General features: G+C 64.4%; 19 protein-coding genes. 12 read left to right on the forward strand and 7 right to left on the reverse strand.

The annotated features are described in order from the left end of the window. Positions 1-59: 59 nt before the first annotated feature. The 7 genes from PHP91_RS13265 to PHP91_RS13295 are packed head-to-tail and all read right to left on the reverse strand — an operon-like array spanning position 60 to position 7,245. Positions 60-488, reverse strand: coding sequence for a response regulator (locus tag PHP91_RS13265; RefSeq protein WP_300141503.1), 429 nt, complete (start codon positions 486-488; stop codon positions 60-62). A 30-nt stretch (positions 489-518) separates the two neighbouring features. After that, entirely contained in the window at positions 519-1,163 is a 645-nt protein-coding gene (locus PHP91_RS13270; RefSeq protein ID WP_300141506.1) for a sensor histidine kinase, read from the reverse strand. Between the two features lie 14 nt (positions 1,164-1,177). Then, positions 1,178-1,528 carry a response regulator gene (locus tag PHP91_RS13275; protein WP_300141508.1) on the reverse strand — a complete coding sequence of 117 codons (351 nt, stop codon included), beginning with the start codon at positions 1,526-1,528 and terminating at the stop codon, positions 1,178-1,180. Next, complete coding sequence (locus tag PHP91_RS13280) at positions 1,509-3,257, reverse strand: PAS domain-containing sensor histidine kinase (protein WP_300141511.1); 1,749 nt, start codon at positions 3,255-3,257, stop codon at positions 1,509-1,511. The genes PHP91_RS13275 and PHP91_RS13280 overlap by 20 nt, the downstream gene beginning before the upstream one ends. Positions 3,258-3,275: 18 nt before the next feature. After that, entirely contained in the window at positions 3,276-4,493 is a 1,218-nt protein-coding gene (locus tag PHP91_RS13285) for a response regulator (protein ID WP_300141516.1), read from the reverse strand. 26 nt (positions 4,494-4,519) lie between these two features. Then, positions 4,520-6,646, reverse strand: coding sequence for a SulP family inorganic anion transporter (locus tag PHP91_RS13290; protein WP_300141518.1), 2,127 nt, complete (start codon positions 6,644-6,646; stop codon positions 4,520-4,522). Between the two features lie 11 nt (positions 6,647-6,657). After that, on the reverse strand, positions 6,658-7,245 hold the full coding sequence (locus PHP91_RS13295; RefSeq protein WP_300141522.1) for a TetR/AcrR family transcriptional regulator: 588 nt from the start codon (positions 7,243-7,245) through the stop codon (positions 6,658-6,660). 660 nt (positions 7,246-7,905) lie between these two features. Here PHP91_RS13295 and hmcA point away from each other — a divergent pair. From hmcA to PHP91_RS13355, 12 genes are all read left to right on the forward strand, one after another. Further along, positions 7,906-9,576 (forward strand): sulfate respiration complex hexadecaheme cytochrome HmcA, encoded by a 1,671-nt coding sequence (hmcA, locus tag PHP91_RS13300; RefSeq protein WP_366141574.1) that lies wholly within the window; start codon positions 7,906-7,908, stop codon positions 9,574-9,576. Between the two features lie 16 nt (positions 9,577-9,592). Continuing rightward, complete coding sequence (hmcB, locus tag PHP91_RS13305; protein ID WP_300141528.1) at positions 9,593-10,648, forward strand: sulfate respiration complex iron-sulfur protein HmcB; 1,056 nt, start codon at positions 9,593-9,595, stop codon at positions 10,646-10,648. Next, positions 10,649-11,827 carry a sulfate respiration complex protein HmcC gene (hmcC, locus tag PHP91_RS13310; RefSeq protein ID WP_300141531.1) on the forward strand — a complete coding sequence of 393 codons (1,179 nt, stop codon included), beginning with the start codon at positions 10,649-10,651 and terminating at the stop codon, positions 11,825-11,827. It begins immediately after the preceding gene. 11 nt (positions 11,828-11,838) lie between these two features. Then, entirely contained in the window at positions 11,839-11,970 is a 132-nt protein-coding gene (hmcD, locus tag PHP91_RS13315) for a sulfate respiration complex protein HmcD (protein ID WP_300141534.1), read from the forward strand. Between the two features lie 49 nt (positions 11,971-12,019). Next, positions 12,020-12,697 (forward strand): sulfate respiration complex protein HmcE, encoded by a 678-nt coding sequence (hmcE, locus tag PHP91_RS13320; RefSeq protein WP_300141537.1) that lies wholly within the window; start codon positions 12,020-12,022, stop codon positions 12,695-12,697. Between the two features lie 30 nt (positions 12,698-12,727). Further along, positions 12,728-14,131, forward strand: a complete 1,404-nt coding sequence (hmcF, locus tag PHP91_RS13325) for a sulfate respiration complex iron-sulfur protein HmcF (RefSeq protein ID WP_300141540.1) — start codon at positions 12,728-12,730, stop codon at positions 14,129-14,131. Between the two features lie 19 nt (positions 14,132-14,150). Further along, entirely contained in the window at positions 14,151-15,038 is an 888-nt protein-coding gene (locus tag PHP91_RS13330; RefSeq protein ID WP_300141543.1) for a universal stress protein, read from the forward strand. A gap of 119 nt (positions 15,039-15,157) precedes the next feature. Then, positions 15,158-15,511 (forward strand): DVU0259 family response regulator domain-containing protein, encoded by a 354-nt coding sequence (gene divK / locus PHP91_RS13335; protein ID WP_300141546.1) that lies wholly within the window; start codon positions 15,158-15,160, stop codon positions 15,509-15,511. 141 nt (positions 15,512-15,652) lie between these two features. Next, positions 15,653-16,009: a DVU0259 family response regulator domain-containing protein gene (gene divK / locus PHP91_RS13340; RefSeq protein ID WP_300141549.1), complete on the forward strand. Its 357-nt coding sequence runs from the start codon at positions 15,653-15,655 to the stop codon at positions 16,007-16,009. Positions 16,010-16,098: 89 nt separating this feature from the next. After that, positions 16,099-18,018 carry a response regulator gene (locus tag PHP91_RS13345; protein ID WP_300141552.1) on the forward strand — a complete coding sequence of 640 codons (1,920 nt, stop codon included), beginning with the start codon at positions 16,099-16,101 and terminating at the stop codon, positions 18,016-18,018. Positions 18,019-18,124: 106 nt separating this feature from the next. Then, the gene (locus tag PHP91_RS13350) at positions 18,125-18,565 is read left to right on the forward strand and encodes an Rrf2 family transcriptional regulator (RefSeq protein WP_300141555.1); all 441 of its coding nucleotides are present in this window, start codon (positions 18,125-18,127) and stop codon (positions 18,563-18,565) included. 33 nt (positions 18,566-18,598) lie between these two features. After that, positions 18,599-20,869, forward strand: coding sequence for a PAS domain-containing protein (locus tag PHP91_RS13355; protein ID WP_300141558.1), 2,271 nt, complete (start codon positions 18,599-18,601; stop codon positions 20,867-20,869). Positions 20,870-20,914: the final 45 nt, after the last annotated feature.

A 20,914-nucleotide genomic window follows, 5' to 3' on the forward strand; every position in this document is an offset into this window, starting at 1 on the left:
GAAAGCCCCCCGCCGCATTCGCGGCGGGGGGCTCTTTCATTCTCCGGAACGGGCCGGGCTTACCAGCCCTTGCTCTTCAGGATGTCCTTGACCTTGTCCTCGGTCTTCTTTTCCACGATGACCATCTTCTTGGCCTGGGCCTTCTTGATCTTCTCGGTCAGGGCGTTGATGTCCGCAGGCTTCTCCATGAAGTCCATGGCGCCGAGCTTCATGGCCTCGATGCCCGCCTCCAGGGTGGCCTGGCCGGTCAGCAGGATGACCTGCATGTCCGGGTGGGTCTTGCGGATCACCTTGAGCATTTCGATGCCGTTCATGTCCGGCATCTGCAGGTCGAGGACGATGGCGTCGAAGTCGCCGCCGTCCAGGGCCTGAACCGCGCTGTCGGCGGTGGACGCCGTGTTGACGTTCATGCCCCTCAGCTCCATCCTCTCGGACAGGGTGCTCAGGAATTCCTCTTCGTCGTCGATGAGCAGGACTTTTTCCGTCATTGTATTTCTCCGTAATGGTTGGTGTCTTGTTTATCCGGCCTGCGGCGCGGCCACCCGCAACGTGAGCGCGCCGTCCGCTTCGCCGACCTCGGCCGCGAGGCCCATGTCCCCGGCCATGGCGACCAGCGCCCCGCCATCCACCGCGGGAGCCGCCTTGCCGCTCGCCGCGAGGGTGAAGCACGCCCCGTCGGGCGCGGGTTTCACTCCCGCCGCAAGGGTGTCGCCGGGCGCAAGGGCGTCCAGGGCCGCCGCTATGGAGGAGTGCAGCAGCCGCATCAGGTCAAAGGGGTTGGCCGACAGGGTGGCCGGTTCGCGGTCGCCCAGGGTCAGCCTGACCTGTTTCATGTCCGCCATGCGCGTGGCCAGGGCCACGGTCAGCCCGACCAGTTCCGCGAGGTCCACCTCGCGGACGTCTTCGTCAATGGAATGCGCGAACGCATTCATGTTCTTGATGATGGCGTCGCCCCGCCTGATCTGGTTCAGGATGGAGCCCGCCGCCTTCTTGAGCCGCTCGGGCTGGATGGGCATACCCTTCTCCGCCATGAGCGTGAAATCGTCGATCAGCCCCGCCGATTCGTTGATGACGGCGAAGACGTTCTTGATCTCGTGCGATACCGAGGCGCTGACGCGCCCGAAAAAACGCAGGCCGTCGCGGGTCGTCGAAAAACGGTCCATGCTCCCTCCCCTCGCTATTTCACGGCCTCGTTGATCTTTTCCACGAGGCTCTCCAGGTTGATGGGCTTGATGAGATAGTTTTCCGCCTCCGCGCTGCCGGTCTTGAAGTCCGACTCCGAGCCGTGGCCGGACAGGAAGATGAACTTCATGGCCGGGTGGCGCTCGGAGAGCATCCGCCTGAGCTCCAGGCCGCCGATCCTCGGCATCTTCATGTCCAGCACCGCCACATCATACGCCTTCCCCTCGGCCATGACCAGAGCATCCTCGGCATTCGCGGCCCAGTCGGCCTCGATGTCGCGGAATCCCAACCGCTCCGCCATGGCGGAAACCAGCTCCACTTCGTCGTCAACCAGCAGTATTCTCATTGTTAGCCTTTTTCGGGCCCTCGATGGGCATGGTTATGGTGAAGGTGGTTCCCTTGCCGACTTCGCTCTCCACGGTCATGGAGCCGCCCAGTTCCTGGACCAGGCTGAAGGTGATGGACAGGCCGAGCCCCGTGCCGCCCACCTTCTTCTTGGTGGAGAAGAAGGGATCGAAGATGCGCTTGAGGTCCGCCTGGGGGATGCCGCAGCCGTCGTCGCCCACGGAGAAGACGAGGTTGCCGTCCTTCTCCTGCCGGGCGGAGATCGACAGGTGGCCCCCGTCGCTCATGGCCTGGAAGGCGTTGTTCACCAGGTTGAGGAAGATCTGCTGCAGCTTGCCCCGGTCGGAGACAAACTCCGGCAGGTTCTTCGGGATGTCCATGTCGATGGAGATGGAGCGGTACTCGGCCTCCTTGCGCAGGAAGTCCACCACCTCGTCGGCCAGCTCCTTGAAGCGGATGGGCCCCAGCTCCATGTCGATGTGCCGCGCGAAGCTGAGCAGCCGCTTGGTGATGCGGCCGCAGCGGGCCACGGAGTCGAGGATGGAGCGGACGTTCTTGAGCAGCCGCTCGTCGCCCGCGTATTCCTGGCGGAAGGTGAAGAGGTCGCTGATGAGCCCGGCCTTCTCGTTGATGATGGCCAGCGGGTTGTTGATCTCGTGGGCCACGCCCGCAGCCAGGCGGCCGATGGAGGCCATCCTGTTGGTGTGCTCCATCTGGTGCAGGGCCTTGGCCCGGGTCTGGTCCGCGATGTAGATCCTGTTGACCATGTAGGTGGCCACGTTGCCGATGACAAAAAGGATGATCGCGATGCTGGTCAGCAGAATCCAGAGCAGCTCCATGCGGATGGTCTGGAGCGGCCGCATCAGCACCTTGGTCGGCTTGGTGACCATGACGATGAACGGCGAGTCGTGCACGTAGCCGTAGCCCACGGAGTACTCCACGCCGTCCCCGGCGCGGACCTGGCGGACGATGCTCGTCTCCGAGAAGGGCGCGATGGGCAGGTCCACCCGGGACAGGACCGGGCCGTGCGACTTGGTCGGGGTCTGGATGACGCCCCGGCCGTCCACCAGGAAGGCGTCGCCGCCGCCCGAGAGGTCCAGGGAAGTCATGATGGCGTTGAACTGGCCGGTGTCCAGGGTGGCGCGCAGGATGTAGGACTTGCCGGTGGCGGCGTCCTTGACCTTGCGGGCCACTATCAGGTGCGGCTCGTCCCGGAACCCGAGGAAGACGTTGCTCACGTAGGAGCCCCGGGTCAGTGTGTTCTTGAACCAGATCTGGTCGCTGTAGTCCCGGCCGAGCAGGTCGTGCGAGCCGATGTAGGCGATCTGGCGGCCCCGGTTGTCGATGACGCCCAGGTCCACGAAACCGCCGAAGCTCTTCTTGAGGGAGGCGAGCAGCCCGGCGAGCTGCGCGCCGTCGCGCAGTTTGTCGATGCCCTGGTGGTCGGCCAGAAAGTCCAGGGCCTTGGTCCGCTCCTCCAGGAAGTTGGCCACGGTGCGGCGGGTGTTGGAGGTGGTCCGGGCCGTGCGCAGCAGGTTCTCGGACTCCAGGGAGCTGCGGGTGACGCTGTAGTCGATGAAGGCCATGACCAGGAGCGGGACCAGGGCCACCACCGTCAGGAGAACGATGGCGAGCCGCCAGATGCGCCGGTAGTTGAACAGGCTCCTGGCCGGTCCGACAGCGGCGTCCGTATCCCAGAACCGGGGTCTTATCTTTTCGAATATCGACACGGCGTCACCCGGCTTCCGTTACTTCGCCTTGTGAATCTTCTCGTTGGCGGCCTTGAGCGTCTCGCTCAGGACGTCGATGTCCACGGGCTTGTGGAGGTAGGCGAAGGCGCCCAGCTCCATGCAGACCTCGCGGTCCTTCTCCGACCCGTGGCCGGTCAGGATGATCACCTCGATGTTCGGGTGCTCCTTCTTGACCCGGCGCAGGACCTCGATGCCGTCGATGCCGGGCATCTTCAGGTCCAGGACCATGACCTCGGGCTCGTCCTCGCTGACCAGGTCCAGGGCGGCCTCGCCGTCGTAGACCACGGCGGAGCCCATGTCGCGCATCATCAGGCGCTCGGACAGGGTCTGGGCGAACTCGCGCTCGTCGTCCACCAGCAGGACCTTGGACGGCAGTTCGAAGTCCACCTTACGATAGATGTCCGTCTGGTGAAACCCCTTGCCCACGCCGGTCTTGACGCTCTTCACGCCCTCCACCCCGGCCGCGATGTCGGTCAACTCGCGTTCCAGGCGCTCCAGCAGGAGGACGTGCTTGTTGATGGTCAGGGTGACGTCGCCGCCGCGCGCCGAAACCAGCACGCTGTGGCCCTCGCCCGCCAGCACGGTCTCCACCTTGGCGGCCAGGAGGAAGTCCTCGACCTGCCTGCGGGAGGCGTTCGTGACCTTGACGGCCGCGTTGGCGAGCTGCTCCACGATCAGGTCGGCGCTCTTGTCCACGCCCGAGGCGCCCACGGGCACCACGATGTCGTAAAGCTTGACGTCCCACGGGTCCTGCGCGCCGCGCAGGGTGCGCACCCAGGTGGCTCGGTCTTCGTCGTCCTTGTGGATGAGCCTCAGGGCGTGCTTCTCGGCGAAGCCCTCGGTCTGCTCGGCCACGGCCAGCCGCTCCCTCATGCGCGAGATCAGGCAGACCTTGAGGATATGGTCGATGCCCGCCGGGGGCAGTTGGGAGGCGAAGCCGGAGAAGAGCAGGTTGTCCTGCGCGGCCAGCTTGGAGGCCATGGCCAGCTTGAGAAAGGCGATGGCACGCTCCTTCTCGTGGCTGAAGGAGTTGAACACGGACCCCTTGGACTGGAAGGCGCGGGCGATCTTGTCCTCGGCCATGCCCGAGAAGGCGGCGGCGTCGGCGACCACCTCCTGGTCGGTGACCAGGCGGTAGCCCGTGGCGTCCAGGACGCGCTTGACCACCAGACCGGCTTCGGAGAACAGGCCGTTGAATACGGTAATGACAGACATTGGCTACTCCTTGGGTATGCCGCTTCCTAGGCGAGACGGCAGTAGGTGGTGAGCGGGCAGGAATCCTCGTCGCCGTTGCGGTGCGCACTCTCGTGGGTGGCGCAGATGGCGGATTCCATGGTCGTGTAGACGTGGTCCTGGCCGATCTTTTCGAGCAGGTGGGTGCGCCGGAACACGGCCATGACGGCCTCGTTCACGCCGCACAGCGAGATGTCCACCCCTGCGGCGCGGACGCGGTCCACGATGAGGGACAGCGCCTCCTCGCCCGAGGCGTCCATGTCGTTGATGCCGCTGGCCACGATGATGATGTGGCGGAGCTTGTCGTTGTTCATCATGCGCTCGGTGATCTTGTCCTCCAGGAAGCTCGCGTTGGCGAAGAACAGCGGGCCGTCGAACCGGACCATGGCGATGTGCTTGCACTCGCGCAGGCCGTGGGCCGTGGCGTCGCGCAGGGCCTCGTCCTCGCTGCGCGAGAGGCTGGCCACCGTGGGCCGCATGGACTTGTAGAGGAAGACGCCCAGCGAAAGCCCGACGCCGATCATGATGCCCTTGTCCAGGTGGGGGGCGAAGGCCAGCGTGGCCACGAAGGAGATGATGGAGATCACGCCGTCGTACCACTGGGCCTTCCAGGCGTGGACGAAGCCCGAGGCGTTGATGAGCCCGATGACGGCCATCATGATGACGGCGGCCAGCACGGCCTGGGGCAGGTGGTAGAGCAGCGGGGTGAAGAAGAGCAGCGCGACGACCACCATCAGCGAGGTGAACACGCTGGACATGCCGGTGACCGCGCCCGCCTGGAGGTTCACCGCCGATCGCGAGAACGAGCCCGATGCCGGATAGCTCTTGCCGCACGCGCCCAGGATGTTGGCCAGCCCCTGGCCGATGAGCTCCTGGTTGGGGTCGAGGCGCTGGCCGGTCTTGGCGGCCATGGCCTTGGCGATGGAGATGGCCTCCATGAAGCCGAGCAGCGAGATGATCGCGGCGAACGGGAGCAGGTGGAGCATGACCTTGAGGTCCAGGGAAGGCGCGGAGATGGCCGGGATGCCCGAGGGCACGGTGCCGACGATGGCGCCGCCGCCGGTCATCCTCAATGCGCCGGAGTCGAGGGCGGCGTTGCCCACCCGGACGCGCCAGGTGCGGCCGTCGTCGGTCATGCCCGACGGGACCTCGCCCTTGCGATAGAAGGCCAGGGTCCCGCCCGGCTCCACCACGCCCGACATCAGCTCCTCGCGCAGGAAGGTGCGCTGGACGTGGGCCTCGTGCTTGAGCCGCTCCATGCGCACGCCGAGCACGCTCAGGTCGTGCTGGGCGTCGAGCTGGGCGACCATGTTCTTGCCCTGCTTGGCCTCGGCCAGGCGGACATTGATGGCCTGGCGCTCCTTGGCCAGTTCCTCAATGTGGCCGACCGCGGCGTTGAACATGCCCACGGACTCCTGCACCGCTGGGATGCGGATGGCGGCCAGCGGGGCCTTTGCGTCGTGGTTGAAGCCGATGGCCCAGGAAAGGGTGGTGCACAGGGCCACGGCCACCAGGACGTTGGGGATCTTGGGATTGACGCGTTTGAGCACGATCATGATGGCGAAGGCCAGCGCGCCCATGGCCAGGGTCGGCCAGTGGGTATAGTGGATGGCCCCCTCGACCACGCGGATGATGGTCTCGTAGTGGTGCTCGGCCTTGTCCACGTAGACCCCGAACATCTTGGAGAGCTGCGAGGACGCGATGATGATGGCCGCCGCGTTGGTGAAGCCGTTGACCACGGGGTGGGAGAGGAAGTTGACCACCAGGCCGAGCTTGAGCACGCCGAGCAGGAGCTGGAAGATGCCGACCATGAGCGCGAGCAGGATGGCGTAGGCGATGTATCCCCCGCTGCCCGCCGTGGCGAGCGGCTCCAGGGAGGCCGAGGTCATGAGCGAGACCACGGCCACCGGGCCGGTGGCCAACTGGCGGCTGGAGCCGAACAGGGCGGCCACGAGCGGCGGCAGGAAGGAGGCGTACAGGCCATAGTAGGCGGGCATGCCCGCGAGCTGCGCATAGGCCATGGATTGGGGAATGAGCACCAGGGCGACGGTCAGGCCGGCGATGGCGTCGGCCCTGAACTTCGCCATGTTGTATCCCCGGAACCAGTCGATGAACGGAAATATTCTAGTGAGCATGCAACCTCTTCCTATGTATCCGCCTGCAACATTCTTCGGCACGTCTGCATCAGTTCATTGAACAGTGCCCCGGCGTCATACAGGTTGTAGTTTTTGAAACGGACCAGGCCATCAACCATGGTAAAGAGGATGAGCGCCGATTTGCGGGGGTGGATGTCCGGGTGGATGGAGCCGTCGGCCTGCCCCGTCACGATCGCCTTCTCGAAGATGTCGACCAGACAGTTGTAGATCGCCTCCAGATTCTCCCTGAACTCCGGATTGGACTCGGAGAACTTGTAGAGAGCATGGCGATGCAGCAGCAGGAACTTGTCCTCCATCAACCCGGCCAGGTAGAGATAGAAGGAGACGACCTCCTCCGTCATCTCCAGCCCGGACTGGAACGGCCGGTTCTCGAAGAACCGCTCGAACTGGTCCAGTATCTCGTCCCTGACCCGCTCCAGTATCGCCAGGAGCAACCCCTCCTTGCTCTTGAAGTGATAGAAGATGGTTCCCTCGGCCGTCCCGGTCAGCCGGGCAAGCTCCTGGCCCGACGTGTCCGCAAACCCCTTATTGGCGAACAGCACCGTGGCTACCTTGAGAATCGCTTCCTTTTTCTTCATCTGACGAACTCACTCCTCTCGCTCTCAAAAACCGAGTCGTCACTCAGTTTTTTTCATGTGTACGTTGCAAAGCGCCACGATGTCAAAAAAAACCGGGAAACTGAGTGATTACTCAGTTTTTTAGCAAATGCCGCGAGAATCATTGCGATTCACTTCCGGCCTTCCGCTGGAGGGGAAACTTTTTTTAAAAAAAATGCCATTGCGTTTCGCAACACCCTTTCGGCTCTTCGCCTCCGACTCGGCTGGAAAAGGGGAAATACCCACTTTTTTAGTATGTATTGAATTTCCCCCTCCTCTCCCTCCCGTCCCTTGGCCGTTGCCGCTCAATGGCTTGTCTTGAAAATTACTCTCAAATGACTGAATGCATAAATTTAGCTGTAATTTCGTAATATTATCATCATTGCAGGAACAATTATCACAAGAAGAAATTACCTTGACGCCCCCCTGACAATTAACATACCGAACCAGTATGGATAAAAACCTCGCGAACAGGTGGGTTTTTTAACCCACCGCGAGAGGAGGGTTTTATATCGGATTAGTGCGCCGCCTAGGGAGGCGACGCCTGGGGGCGGTAGAAAAACCACGGCAACGGGGTTTTGGAGGACGGGACAAGCGCCGGTTCTCTGCCATCAACGCTATTTCGAGGAAAGGATCGACAACATGGCAAACGGTAAAAGGATGCTGCGACTGGGTGCCGCCGCGATCGTGCTGGCGGCCATGCTCGGCTTCCAAATGGAAGCCCTGGGCATGTTCGACGGCGCGTCCGGGGCCACGGCTAGGCCGGACGTGATCATGATCGACACCATCGCCAGGCTGGAGGAACCGGATCAGCCTGCGGCGGTGTTCATGCATGACGCGCACACCAAGGCGCTGAAGGACCAGGGCATGAGCTGCGAGGCCTGCCACAAGAAGGACGTGAAGGGCAAGATGGCCCTTACCTTCAACCGCGTGCAGGAGGACGGCCAGCCCGCCCTCTCCGCCGCGGAACTCAAGTCCGTCTATCACGACGGCTGCATTTCCTGCCACGTCAAGTCCGCGGGGAAGGGCTACAAGTCCGGACCCAAAGCGGGCGAATGTCGCGGCTGCCACCAGGAGCGCCCCGCCGTCCCGGCCGCGCGCGCCGAGGCGGGCATGGACAACACCCTGCACGCCATGCACTGGAACTCCAAGCTGATCCAGGCCGACGCCGGCCAGCGGACCAACTGCGGTTCCTGCCACCACATCTATGACGAGAAGGCCAAGAAGACCGTCTACGAGAAGGACAAGGAGGAGACCTGCCGGGCCTGCCACACCGAGTCCCCCGCCAAGCCGGTCACCCTGGCCACCGAAGCGGCCTTCCACAACCAGTGCGTGACCTGCCACCAGAGCCTGATCGAGAAGAAGGCCGAGAAGAGCGGCCCGGTCGCCTGCGCTGACTGTCACGGCGACAAGGGGTTGGCCGCCCGCAAGGGTGCCGAGGCCAAGGCGCTGGCCGCCATGGGCGGGACCCTGCCCCGCCTGCCGCGCAAGCAGCCCGACGCCGCCCTCATGGCCGTCGCGCCCCTGAACAAGGACGCCAAGTCCACGGGCATGGCTCCGGTCGCCTTCGACCACAAGTTCCATGAAACCAAGACCGACACGTGTCGCGCGTGTCATCACAAGTCCGTGCAGGCCTGCTCCAGTTGCCATACCCCGCTGGGTGTCGAGAAAGGCGGCTTCGTCACTCTCGACCAGGCCATGCACGACGTGAAGAACAAGCGCTCCTGCGTCGGCTGCCACGCCAGCGAGCAGACCCGCCCGCAGTGCGCGGGCTGCCACGGGCTGCGCCCGGCCGGCAAGGCCCTGACCCAGGCAGCCTGCAAGACCTGCCACAACGCGCCCGTCAAGGACGCCCAGGGAATGCTCATGGCCGCCGCGCCCAAGGAGATCCGGGCCGAGGCCGCCGCCGCGGTGATCGCCGCCCGGCCCGAGCATCAGGCCCGCGTGGCCGTGGACGCCATCCCCGAATTCGTGAACATCGGGGTCATCGCCCAGGACTACAAGGCGAGCAGGATGCCGCACCGCAAGATCGTGCTCAAGCTCTACGACGGCATGAAGGACAGCGGCCTGGCCGCCAACTTCCACTCCGTCCCCGAGGCCATGTGCCAGGGTTGCCACCACAACGCTCCGGCCACCCTGAACCCGCCCACCTGCGCCAGTTGCCATGCCAAGCCCTTCACCCGCGAGGACGAGGGCCGGCCGGGCCTGAAGGCCGCCTATCACGGCCAGTGCATGGGCTGCCACAAGGCCATGGGCATCGAGAAGCCCGCCGCCACCAACTGTGTCGGCTGCCACGAAAAGAAAGCCAACTAACCGAAGGAGACATAAAATGTTACGCAGAACATTCCTCGGACTGTTGGGTGGAGCCGGAGCTCTTGCCGCGCTTCCCGCGACGGCCGGGGCTGCGGGCAAGCACTTCGGCCCGCATCCCGACACCATGGCCGTGCTCTTCGACGCCACGCGGTGCATCGGCTGCCGCCAGTGCGAAAAGGCCTGCAACGAGGTCAACAACCTGCCCGCCCCCGAAAAGCCGTTCGACGACATGACGGTCATGGACACCGAACGCCGGACCGATGACAAGACCTATACCGTGGTCAACAAGTACGCCACGGAAAAGGGCGGCGTGTTCCGCAAGATGCAGTGCAACCACTGCCTGGAGCCCGCCTGCGCCTCGGCCTGCTTCGTGCGGGCCTTCAAGAAGGAGCCGAACGGGGCCGTGACCTACGACGCCTCGGTCTGCGTGGGCTGCCGCTACTGCATGGTGGCCTGCCCGTTCTCCATCCCGGCCTACACCTACAACGACCCGATCACCCCCCGGGTGGTCAAGTGCACCATGTGCTCGCCCCGGCTGGCCGAGGGCAAGCTCCCCGGCTGCGTGGAGCGCTGCCCCAAGGAGGCCCTGACCTTCGGTCCGCGCGAGGAGATCATCAAGATCGCCCGCGCCCGGATCGACGCCTACCCGGACCGCTACCAGCACCACATCTACGGCGAGCACGAGATGGGCGGCACCTGCTGGATGTACCTCTCGGGCGCGCCCTTCTCCGAGATCGGGATGCGCGAGGACCTCGGCACCACCTCGGCCCCGGAGCTGACCTCCGGCGCCCTGGCCGCCGTGCCCATGGTCGTCGGCCTGTGGCCGGTCCTGCTGGGCGGCATCTACGCGGTGAGCAAGCGCAACCAGAAGGTGGCCAACGCCGAGAAGGTCATGGCTGTCAAGAACGCCCTGACCAAGGCGTCCAGCGAGGCCGAGAAGAAGCTCTCCGAAGAGCTCAAGAAGGCCGACGTGGCCAACAAGCGGCTCATCGAGGTCGAGGTCAAGAAGGCCGTTGAAGAGGCCCTCTCCGCCAAGGACGAGGACGCCGCAAGCAGCGAGGAGGAGTCCTAGATGTCGACTGTCGAACACGCCTCGGCGCAGCGCAAATCGCTGTTCACGCCGTTCAACATCGTCGCCGCGATCATCCTGGCCGCCGGACTGGTGGTCACGGTGATGCGCTTCACCGGCGGCCTGGGGGCCGTCACCAACCTTGACCAGAACAACCCGTGGGGCATCTGGATCGGCTTCGATCTGCTCTGCGGCGTCGCCCTGGCCGCGGGCGGCTACACCACCTCCTCGGCCTGCTACATCTTCGGCCTGAAGAAATACCACGCGGGCGTCCGTCCCGCGATCCTGACCGCCTTCCTGGGCTACGCCCTGGTGGTCTTCGCCCTGGGCTACGACGTCGGCCGTCCCTGGCGGCTGCCCTACCCCATCTTCGTCCAGCAGGGCACCACGTCCCTGCTCTTCGAGGTGGGCCTGTGCGTCATGATCTACCTGACCGTGCTGTTCATCGAGTTCACCCCGGCCGCCTTCGAGTGGCTCGGGTTCAAGAAGATCCGGAACATCGTGGTCAAGATGACCCTGGCCCTGACCATCTTCGGCGTGGTCCTGTCCACCCTGCACCAGTCCTCGCTGGGCGCGCTGTACACCATCGTGCCGTCGAAGCTGCATCCGCTCTGGTACTCCCCGTACCTGCCGCTGTTCTTCTTCGTCTCCAGCATCTGCGCGGGCCTGTCCATGGTCATCTTCGAGGGGACCCTCTCCCACAAGCCCATGCACCACTTGATGGACAAGGAGTACCTGGACAACCACGACGGCCTGATCCTCGGTTTCGGAAAGGGCTGCTCGCTGATCCTGTTCGGGTACTTCGCCATCAAGGTCATCGGCCTGGCCTACGACAACAACTGGCACTACCTGGCCACGGGCTACGGCGCGTGGTTCCTGGTGGAGATCCTCGGTTTCGTGGCCCTGCCGTCCTTCCTGTACGCCATCGGCGCGCGCGACCGGAACATCCCGCTGATAAAGTGGGCCGCCGGGCTGACCGTCTTCGGCATCATCGTCAACCGGTTCAACATCAGCATGGTCGCCTTCAACTGGCAGTTGCCCTCGCAACTGCGCTACTTCCCGAGCTGGGGCGAGATCACCATCTCCCTGTTCGTGGTCACCATCGGCGTGCTGGCCTTCCGGTTCATCTCCACGCGGATGCCCATCTTCTATGAACATCCCGACTACAAGGGCGAGCACTAGGAGGTTGCGCCATGGAATTCTTCACCCTGCAAGACTACTACACCCATACGAAAGGCATCGTGTACCTGATCATGGGGGGCATCCTCGTGGCGGCCACGCTCTACTGGCAGTTCCTCATGGGCGGCAACCGCAAGGACGACTAGCCCACGGGCCATCGTCTCCAAACCGATAGGATAACAAGGAGAAGCGGAAATGTATGATTTCCTGACAGGGCCCGTGCTCTGGGCGACGTTTCTCATCAGCTTCGGCGGCCTGATCGTCCGCGCCGTGCTGTACGTCCGGGGACTGGACTGGCGGCTCGACCGCGTGGCCTACCGCCCCAACCTCAAATACGGCATCCGCGGCGGACTGCGCTCCATCGTGGCCTTCCTCATCCCGTTCAAGGCCCGGCTGTGGCAGACCCGTCCCGGATTCACCCTCATATTCTTCGCCTTCCACATCGGGCTGCTCGTCACCCCGATCTTCCTGGAGGCGCACAACGTGATGCTCAAGCAGGCCTTCGGCTTCAGCCTGCCCGCCATGCCCACCGGCCTGGCGGACGGCCTGGCCTGGGTCTGCCTCGTGGGCGGCCTGTTCCTGGCCCTGCGCCGGATCGCCTTCCCCGAGGTGCGGATCATCACCAACTTCTACGACTACCTGCTGCTGGTCATCAGCGTGCTGCCCTTCGCCACCGGCCTCATCGCCCGCTACGAGCTGGGCGCCTACGACTTCTGGCTTTGCGCGCACATCTTAAGCGGGGAAATCTGGCTCATCTGCCTGCCCTTCACCAAGCTCAGCCACGTCATCCTGTTCTTCCTGTCGCGCATGCAGCTCGGCATGGACTACGGGATCAAGCGCGGCGGCATGAAGGGAACGGACATGGCGTGGTAGCCGCATCGTCTACTCAAGGGAGATATTGAAATGCCCGAAGGAATTCTTTGCAATAAAACGCCCATCAAGACCGAGGAGCAGCTCAAGCTGACCCTGGCCGACAAGGGCGGAAAGCAATACTACGAAGAGTTGAACAACCTGGACGTGGACTCGGACAAGCTCTGGGCTTCCATCCAGGCCACCATGAAGTCCAGGACCAAGACCTGGCTCGAAATCTGCGCCCACTGCGGCCTGTGCGCCGAGTCCTGCTTCCTGTACCAGGTCAACGGCCGGGTGCCCGAGCAGGTGCCCTCCTACAAGATCCAGTCCACGCTCGGCGTGATGGTCAAGAAGAAGGGCAAGGTCGACAACGCCTTCATGCAGATGTGCATGGAGACCGCGTGGGCCAAGTGCACCTGCTGCAACCGCTGCGGCATGTACTGCCCCCACGGCATCGACATGGGCGTCATGTTCAGCTACCTGCGCGGCCTGCTCTACTCCCAGGGCTTCGTCCCCTGGGAGCTCAAGATCGGCGCGGGCATGCACCGCGTCTACCGCGCCCAGATGGACGTGACCACCGAGGACTGGGTCGAGACCTGCGAGTGGATGGCCGAGGAGAACGAAGAGGAATGGCCGGGTCTCGAGATTCCCATCGACAAGGAAGACGCGGACATCATGTACACCTGCAACGCCCGCGAGCCCAAGCACTATCCTGAAGACGTGGCCGAGGCGGCCATCCTCTTCCACGTGGCGGGCGAGAACTGGACCGTGCCCTCCGAGGGCTGGGAGCAGACCTCGCTTTCCATGTTCGCGGGCGACTGGGAGTGCTGCAAGGACAACGTCCTCAACGTCTACTCCGCCATCGAGCGGCTGCGCCCCAAACGGGCCATCGGCACCGAGTGCGGCCACGCCCACCGGGCCACGGTCATCGAAGGCCCCTACTGGGCCGGGCGCGAGGACGGGCAGCCCCCCGTTCCCTACATCCATTACGTGGAATGGCTGGCCGAGGCCCTGCGCACCGGCAAGCTCAAGATCGACCCGGCCAAGCGCATCAAGGAGCCGGTGACCCTCCAGGATTCCTGCAACTACGTGCGCAACCAGGGGCTGAAGAACGTCACCCGCGAGATCCTGAGCTACATCGTGGAGCCGGGCTACTTCGTGGAGATGTCCCCCAGCAAGGAGCACAACTACTGCTGCGGCGGCGGCGGCGGCTTCAACGGCATCGGCATGTACCGCGCGCAGCGCAACATGGCCCTGCGCAAGAAGATGGAGCAGATCCTGGCGACCGGCTGCAAGCTGGTCATCGCCCCCTGCCACAACTGCTGGGACGCCATCCGCGACCTGGAGGAAGAGTACAAGATCGGCATCCGCTGGTCGTTCCTCAAGCCGCTTGTCATCGGCATGCTCGACGTGCCCGAGCATCTGCGGCCCAAGGACGAGGGCGAGGACGAGTAACCCAAGGAGCGAGGTGAATATGTTCAAGAAAATTCTGCTGGCGACCAGCGGCGCTCCGTCCACCTTCGGCGCCGCCCGCGTCGCCTTCGACATGGGCAAGCGCTATGGGGCCGAGGTCCTGGTGCTCAACGTCATGGGCGTGCCCACCAAGGCATACTCCCAGGTGGTCAACGACGTCCGCACCGGCGAAGAGGTCGAGGTGGACGAGGAATACCGGGCCTGGGTGGAGGAGGAGCTCAAGAACACGTTCGAGAAGCAGATCGAGAGCGTCGAGTACTCCCGGATCATCCTGACCACCGGCCTGCCGCACCGCGAGATCCTGCGCGCGGCCCGGGAAAACGACGCGGACCTGATCGTCATGGGCGCGAGCTCCGGCGACTCGTCCGTGTACCGCAAGGGATACCCCGGCTCCACCCTCCAGCGCGTGGCCAAGGCCGCCCGCTGCCCGGTGATGACCGTGCACCGCGAAACCGCCTCCTACTGGGGCGGGTTCGGCAACATCGTCTTCGCCACCGACTTCTCCAAGCAGGCGGAGAGCGCCTTCAAGTTCGCCCTGGCCACGGCCAGGGAGCTGGACACCGACCTGACCATCCTGCACGCGCTCGACATCAGCGGCAAGGTGCTGGACCAGAACGAGATCGAGGACCGGATCATCGCCGCGCGCGAGCGCATCCGGACCGCCTACGACCTGGACGGGTTCAAGAACTGCGACGTCGAGGTCTGGGAAGGCGTGCCCTACGTTGAAATCGTCAAGATGGCCCGTGAGCGGTCCGCCGACCTCATCGTCATGGCGCACCACTCCCACGAGCTGGACCCCGAAAAGGCGCGCATCGGCTCCACCATGGAGCAGGTCATTCTGCGCGCTGGCTGCCCCGTCGTGAGCGTGAGCAAGCCCGACAAGGTATAAGAGTTGAGCCAAGGCGCCCGGCGGGGGCCGTGCGCCATGAAAACAAAGCCGCGACCGGCCTTGGCGGGAGCGGTCGCGGCAAATGGCACGATGGGATTCGTGCGAACCAGGAGGATATTATGACAAAGAAGATCCTGATTGTCGACGACGACGTGGAGATTCGCTCGTATCTGTCCGAATTATTGGGCGACAACGGCTACGAGACCGTGACGGCCAGCGACGGCAGCGAGGCCGTGGACATCGCCAAGGCCGAGAAGCCCGACCTGATCACCCTGGACCTGGAGATGCCCAACGAGTGGGGCCCGAGGTTCTACCGCAAGATCAGCCAGGACGAGGCCCTGAAGCGGACCCCGGTCGTGGTCATCAGCGGGCTGAACGCCATCAAGTACGCCATCCCCAAGGCGGTGGCCAGCCTGACCAAGCCCTTCGAGCCCGAACAGTTGCTGAAGATCGTGAAGGAAAACATCGGCTAGGTCCGATGGACGTGAAAGGAAGCCCGGCCCGTGCGGCCCGCCGCGCGGGCCGGGTTTTCCGACTTGAACTCGCGCGCAGGTTGAGTATACGGTGGCAGGCGTCGCGGAATTACCCCCGGCCTTGAACACCAGGTTGAGAGCATGCCGAAAAAGATCATGGTGGTGGACGACGATCCGGACATCGTCGATTACCTCGTCAGCGTATTCGAAGACCATGGATACGACACCTGCCGCGCTTCCGACGGTATATCCGCCTATGAGGTGGCCATGGCCGAAAAGCCCGACCTCATCACGCTGGATATCGAAATGCCCCACGAATGGGGGCCGCGTTTCTACCGTCGGCTGACCAGCGAGAAGGAGTTCTCGGACATTCCGGTGATCGTCATCAGCGGGCTGTCCGGGATTCATCTGGCCATTCGCCGGGCCGTGGCGACCATCAAGAAGCCCTTCGACCCGGCGGAAGTGATCCAGATCGTGCGGGAAGCACTGGGCGAATAGCCCTGACCGCAGCCCGGGGGCGGCTGCTGGGACCGGTGGGATGATCGCGCCCCGGCGCGCCACCTTGCCGGTCACGCCGGGAGGCTGAGATGGATTTCAGGAAGTTGCTGCTCGTGGACGACGAGGAGGGCGTGCGCCGGTTCCTCGGCCTGTCCCTGATGGACCTCGGCTACGAGGTGAAGACCGCGTCCAACGGCCGGGAGGCCCTGGCCGTCTTCGAAGAGTTCCAGCCGAACATCGTTTTCACGGACATCAAGATGCCCGTCATGGACGGCATCGAGCTGCTCCGCATCATCAAGGAAAAGTCGCCGGACACCGAGGTGGTCATGATCACCGGCCACGGCGACCTGGACCTGGCCATCGAGTCGCTGAAGTTCGACGCCTCGGACTTCATCACCAAGCCCATCAACAACGACGTGCTCGAAGTCTCGCTGGAGCGCGCCCGCGAGCGCTTCACCATGAAATGCGCGCTGCGCGAGCACACCGAGAATCTGGAACGCCTCGTCGAGGAAAAGACCAGCCGCATCGTGGAGCTGGAACGCCAGAACGCCGCCTGCCAGGTGGTCAACGGCCTGTCCTCGGCCCTGGAGAGCGCCTCGCGCGAGGTGGAGACCGGCTCGGGCCTGTTCAACGAGCTGCCCTGCCTGGTGTCCATCCACAACCGCTACCTGGAGATCGTGGCCCACAACACCCTTTTCGAGGAGCGCCTCGGCAACCACGTGGGCGACAACAGCTTCGACATCTACTCCGACCGGACCTCGCCGGGCAACGCCTGCCCGGTGCAGCGCACCTTCCAGACCGGCAAGGGCCAGCGCAGCCGGGAGACCTTCCTGGGCAAGGACGGCGAGGAAATTCCGGTCACGGTCTACACCGCGCCCATCCCCAACAAGGACGGCGAGATCGAGCTGGTCCTGGACATCTCCGTGGACATGTCCGAGGTGACCCGCCTCAAGGACGAACTCTTCGCCACCCGCTACAAGTACCAGCGCCTCTTCGACGAGGCCCCCTGCTACATCACCGTGCAGGACGCGGACCTGGCCATCGTGGAGGCCAACCGGCTCTTCAAGCGCGACTTCGGCGAGGTGGAGGGCCACTTCTGCTTCGAGGCCTACAAGCACCGGAGCGAGCCCTGCGAGGGGTGCCTGGTGGACAAGACCCTGCTGGACGGCGAGGCACGCCAGCGTGAGACCGTGGTCACCACCCTGTCGGGCGAGCGCAAGCACATGCTCGTCCAGTCCGCCCCCCTGCACGACGCCTCGGGCCGGGTCATCCAGGCCATGGAGCTTTCCACGGACATCACCGAGATCCGCCGGTTGCAGGACCACCTGACCTCGCTCGGCATCATGCTCGGGTCCATGTCCCACGGCGTCAAGGGCATGCTCACCTCGCTCGACGGCGGCATCTACCGCCTGGAATCGGGCCTGAAGAAGGGCGACGCCGAGCGCGTGGACGCGGCCACCAAGACCCTCAAGGCCATGATCGGCCGGGTCAAGAAGATGGTCCTCGACATCCTCTACTACGCCAAGTCCCGCGAGCTGGAGACCGAGGCCGTGGACGCCGCCGCCTTCCTGCGCGAGACCGCCGCCGTGGGCGCGGCCAAGGCCGCCTCGGCCGGGGTGGAGTTCGTGGAGGACGTGCCCGAGGGCCTGGGCGAGATCAAGGCGGACACCGCCGCCCTCTCGGCCGCCCTGGTCAACTTCCTGGAAAACGGCGTGGACGCCTGCGAAGGGCGCGGTGCGGACGGCGGCGGGCGCCTGTCCCTTTCCGCCCGGCGCGAGGGCGACAACCTGGTGGTGACCATCGCCGACAACGGCATGGGCATGGACCGGGAGACGCGGGAAAAGATCTTCACCCTGTTCTTCTCGTCCAAGGGCAAGCGGGGCACGGGCATCGGGCTGTTCATCTCCAACCAGACCATCGAGCAGCACGGCGGCGCCATCGCGGTGGACTCCGCCCCGCACAAGGGCACCACCTTCACCATCACCCTGCCCCGGGGACCGGCCCGGTAGGCCCGGCGCGGCCCCCCGGGGGCGCGCCATTTGATTGTCCCGAGGATTCTGCTATGTTGCGGGCCAACAGGGGACGCGAAGCCCCCGCCACAGGAAATCGACAGCCATGAAACTGACCACACGCAGCAAATACGGAACCCGCCTCCTCCTGGACATCGCCCTGCACTCCGAGGGCGGCCACCCCGTGCCGAGCAAGGACTCGGCGGACCGCGAGGGCCTCTCTCTCAAGTATTTGGAAAAACTCGTCAAAGTCCTCAAGCAGGCCGGGTACGTCAAGGGCAAGCGCGGCCCCAACGGCGGCAACGTGCTCATGCGCGCGCCGGAAAACATCTCCATCGGCGAGGTGGCCCGGCTGCTGGACGGCGAGGAGCCGTCGCCGGGCTGCGAGGGCGACGTGTCCACCTGCCCGCGCGCGGCCGTGTGCCTGCGCCGCTCCATCTGGGAGGACGCCAGCATGGCCATGTACAAGATGCTCGATTCCTACTCCCTGGCCGACCTGGTCAAGGACGCCCGGCTCTGCCCCATGGACCACCCGCCGGCGAAGTAGCGGGCTGACGGGCAAAGGCGCGGAGGAGGCCCCATGCTCCTGAAGAAGTACAAAGAGAGCCTGATCGCCAAGATGATCCTGTCCGGCGGGGTCACGCTGCTCCTGTGCGTCTTCCTCTGGGCCGGATTCAACGTCTACTATTTCAAACGCAACGTCGTCTCGGGCGTCATGTCGGACATCGACATGGTCTCGGACACCATCATGCTCGCCCTGCACTACGCCATGATGCTGGACTCCGAGGACGACATCAAACAGAACATCAACAACATCAGCCGCCAGGAGGAGATCCGGAACATCCGGGTCTACAACAAGCAGGGACGCATCGTCTTCTCCAACGAACCCGAAGAGGTGGACACCATCATCGACCACCACTCCCCGGCCTGCTGGACCTGCCACCAGTACTCCCCCACCCCGCCGGTCATGCCGCTCACCAAGCGCACCCGGATCATCGAGGGCAAGGACGGGGCGCAATACATGGCCATCATGACGCCCATCCCCAACTCCGAGGGATGCTCCCCCGGCCCCTGCCACGTGCATAACAAGGACGAGCAGATCCTCGGCCTGCTGGACGTGACCGTGGCCATGGGCGAGAAGAACGCCATGATCGCCACCTTCGAGCGGGCCAACCTGACCAGCTCGGTCCTGGTTTTCCTGGCCACCTTCGCCTCGCTCTTCCTGTTCACCTACCGCTTCATCTTCCGGCCCATCCGCAAGGTCATCGGGGCCACCAGGGAATACGGCGCCACCGAGCACTTCGCCGAGATCGACCTGGAGCAGGACGACGAGATCGGCACCCTGGGCCGCGCCTTCAATGGCATGGCCCGCCGCATCTCCGAGAACCACCGCGCGCTCAGGGAGCAGCGCGAAGAGTTCCGCAACCTGTTCGACAACGTGCCCTGCCTGGTCAGCGTGGTGGACGCGGACTACCGGGTCATCCGCCACAACTCGGCCTATGAAAGCCACTTCGGCACCCCGCGCGGCAAGCGCTGCTGGCAGATCAACAAGGGCCGGCTCGAAAAATGCGAGATCTGCCCAGTGGACCGCACCTTCGCCGACGGCCGGTCGCACATAAGCGAGGAGTCCGGCATGTCCAAGGACGGCCGCCCCATCCACTGGATCGTCTACACCTCGCCGGTGCGCGACCAGGAGGGCAAGGTGGTGGCGGCCATGGAGATGATGGTGGACATCACCTGGCGCAAGGAGCTGGAGCAGCGGCTGGCCCTTTCCGAGCACCGCTACCACGCCATCTTCGACTCCATCCCGAGCGCGGTCTTCGTCCTGGACCGGGAGACCCTGGAAATCCTCAACTGCAACGAATCGGCCAGGGACATTTACGGATGGGAGCGCGAGGATCTCCAGGGGCGGTCCTTCCTGACCCTCTTCCGCCCCGAGGAGGCCGACGACTGGGCCGGGCCCATCCGGACCTGCCCCGAGATCGAGCTGTGCACCCAGGTCACCCAGAGCGGGGAGCCCATCTTCGTCTTCGTGCGCATCTCGCCCGCCGACTTCGACAAGCGCGACGCGCTCATAGCGGTCTGCACCGACGTCACGCGCAAGGTGGTGGCCGAGCAGCAGGTCATCCAGGCCAGCAAGATGTCCACCCTGGGCGAGATGTCCACCGGCGTGGCCCACGAACTGAACCAGCCCCTGACCATCCTCCAGGCCATCTCCAACCTGCTCACGCGCAAGGTCCGGCGCAAGGCTCCCATCGAGCCGGAGATTCTGGAGGAAATGGCGGAAGGCATCTCCACCCATGTGAACCGGGCATCCAAGATCATCGAGCACATGCGCGAGTTCGGCCGCAAGTCGGACATGAAGACCATGCCCGTGGACATCAACGGGGTGCTCAGGCGCGGTTTCGAGTTCTTCAGCCAGCAGCTTTCCGTGCACAACATCGAGGTCATCTGGGACCTGAAGGGCGGCCTGCCCATGGTCATGGCCGACTCCAACCGGCTGGAGCAGGTGGTGGTCAACCTGCTGCTCAACGCGCGCGACGCCATCGAGGAACGGTGGACGGGCAAAAACGGCGACGCGGACAAGCGCATCCACATCCGCTCCTTCGCCGAGGGCGAGCGCGTCTGCTTCCGCATCTGCGACACGGGCACGGGCATCCCCACGGCCATCCGCGACCGGCTTTTCGAGCCCTTCTTCACTACCAAGAACGTGGGCAAGGGCACGGGGCTGGGCCTGTCCATCTCCTACGGCATCGTCACCGACTACGGCGGGGACATCACGGCCCGCGCCTGGGAACCGGGCGGGGCGTGCTTCGAGGTCAGCTTTCCGAGAGCGGCCTGCGAACTCTAGCAGGCTTGCGAAAACGGCGATCCGCGTCATCGCTGCAAAACGTTC

This window comes from Pseudodesulfovibrio sp., assembly GCF_028692895.1.
GTDB lineage: Bacteria > Desulfobacterota > Desulfovibrionia > Desulfovibrionales > Desulfovibrionaceae > Pseudodesulfovibrio.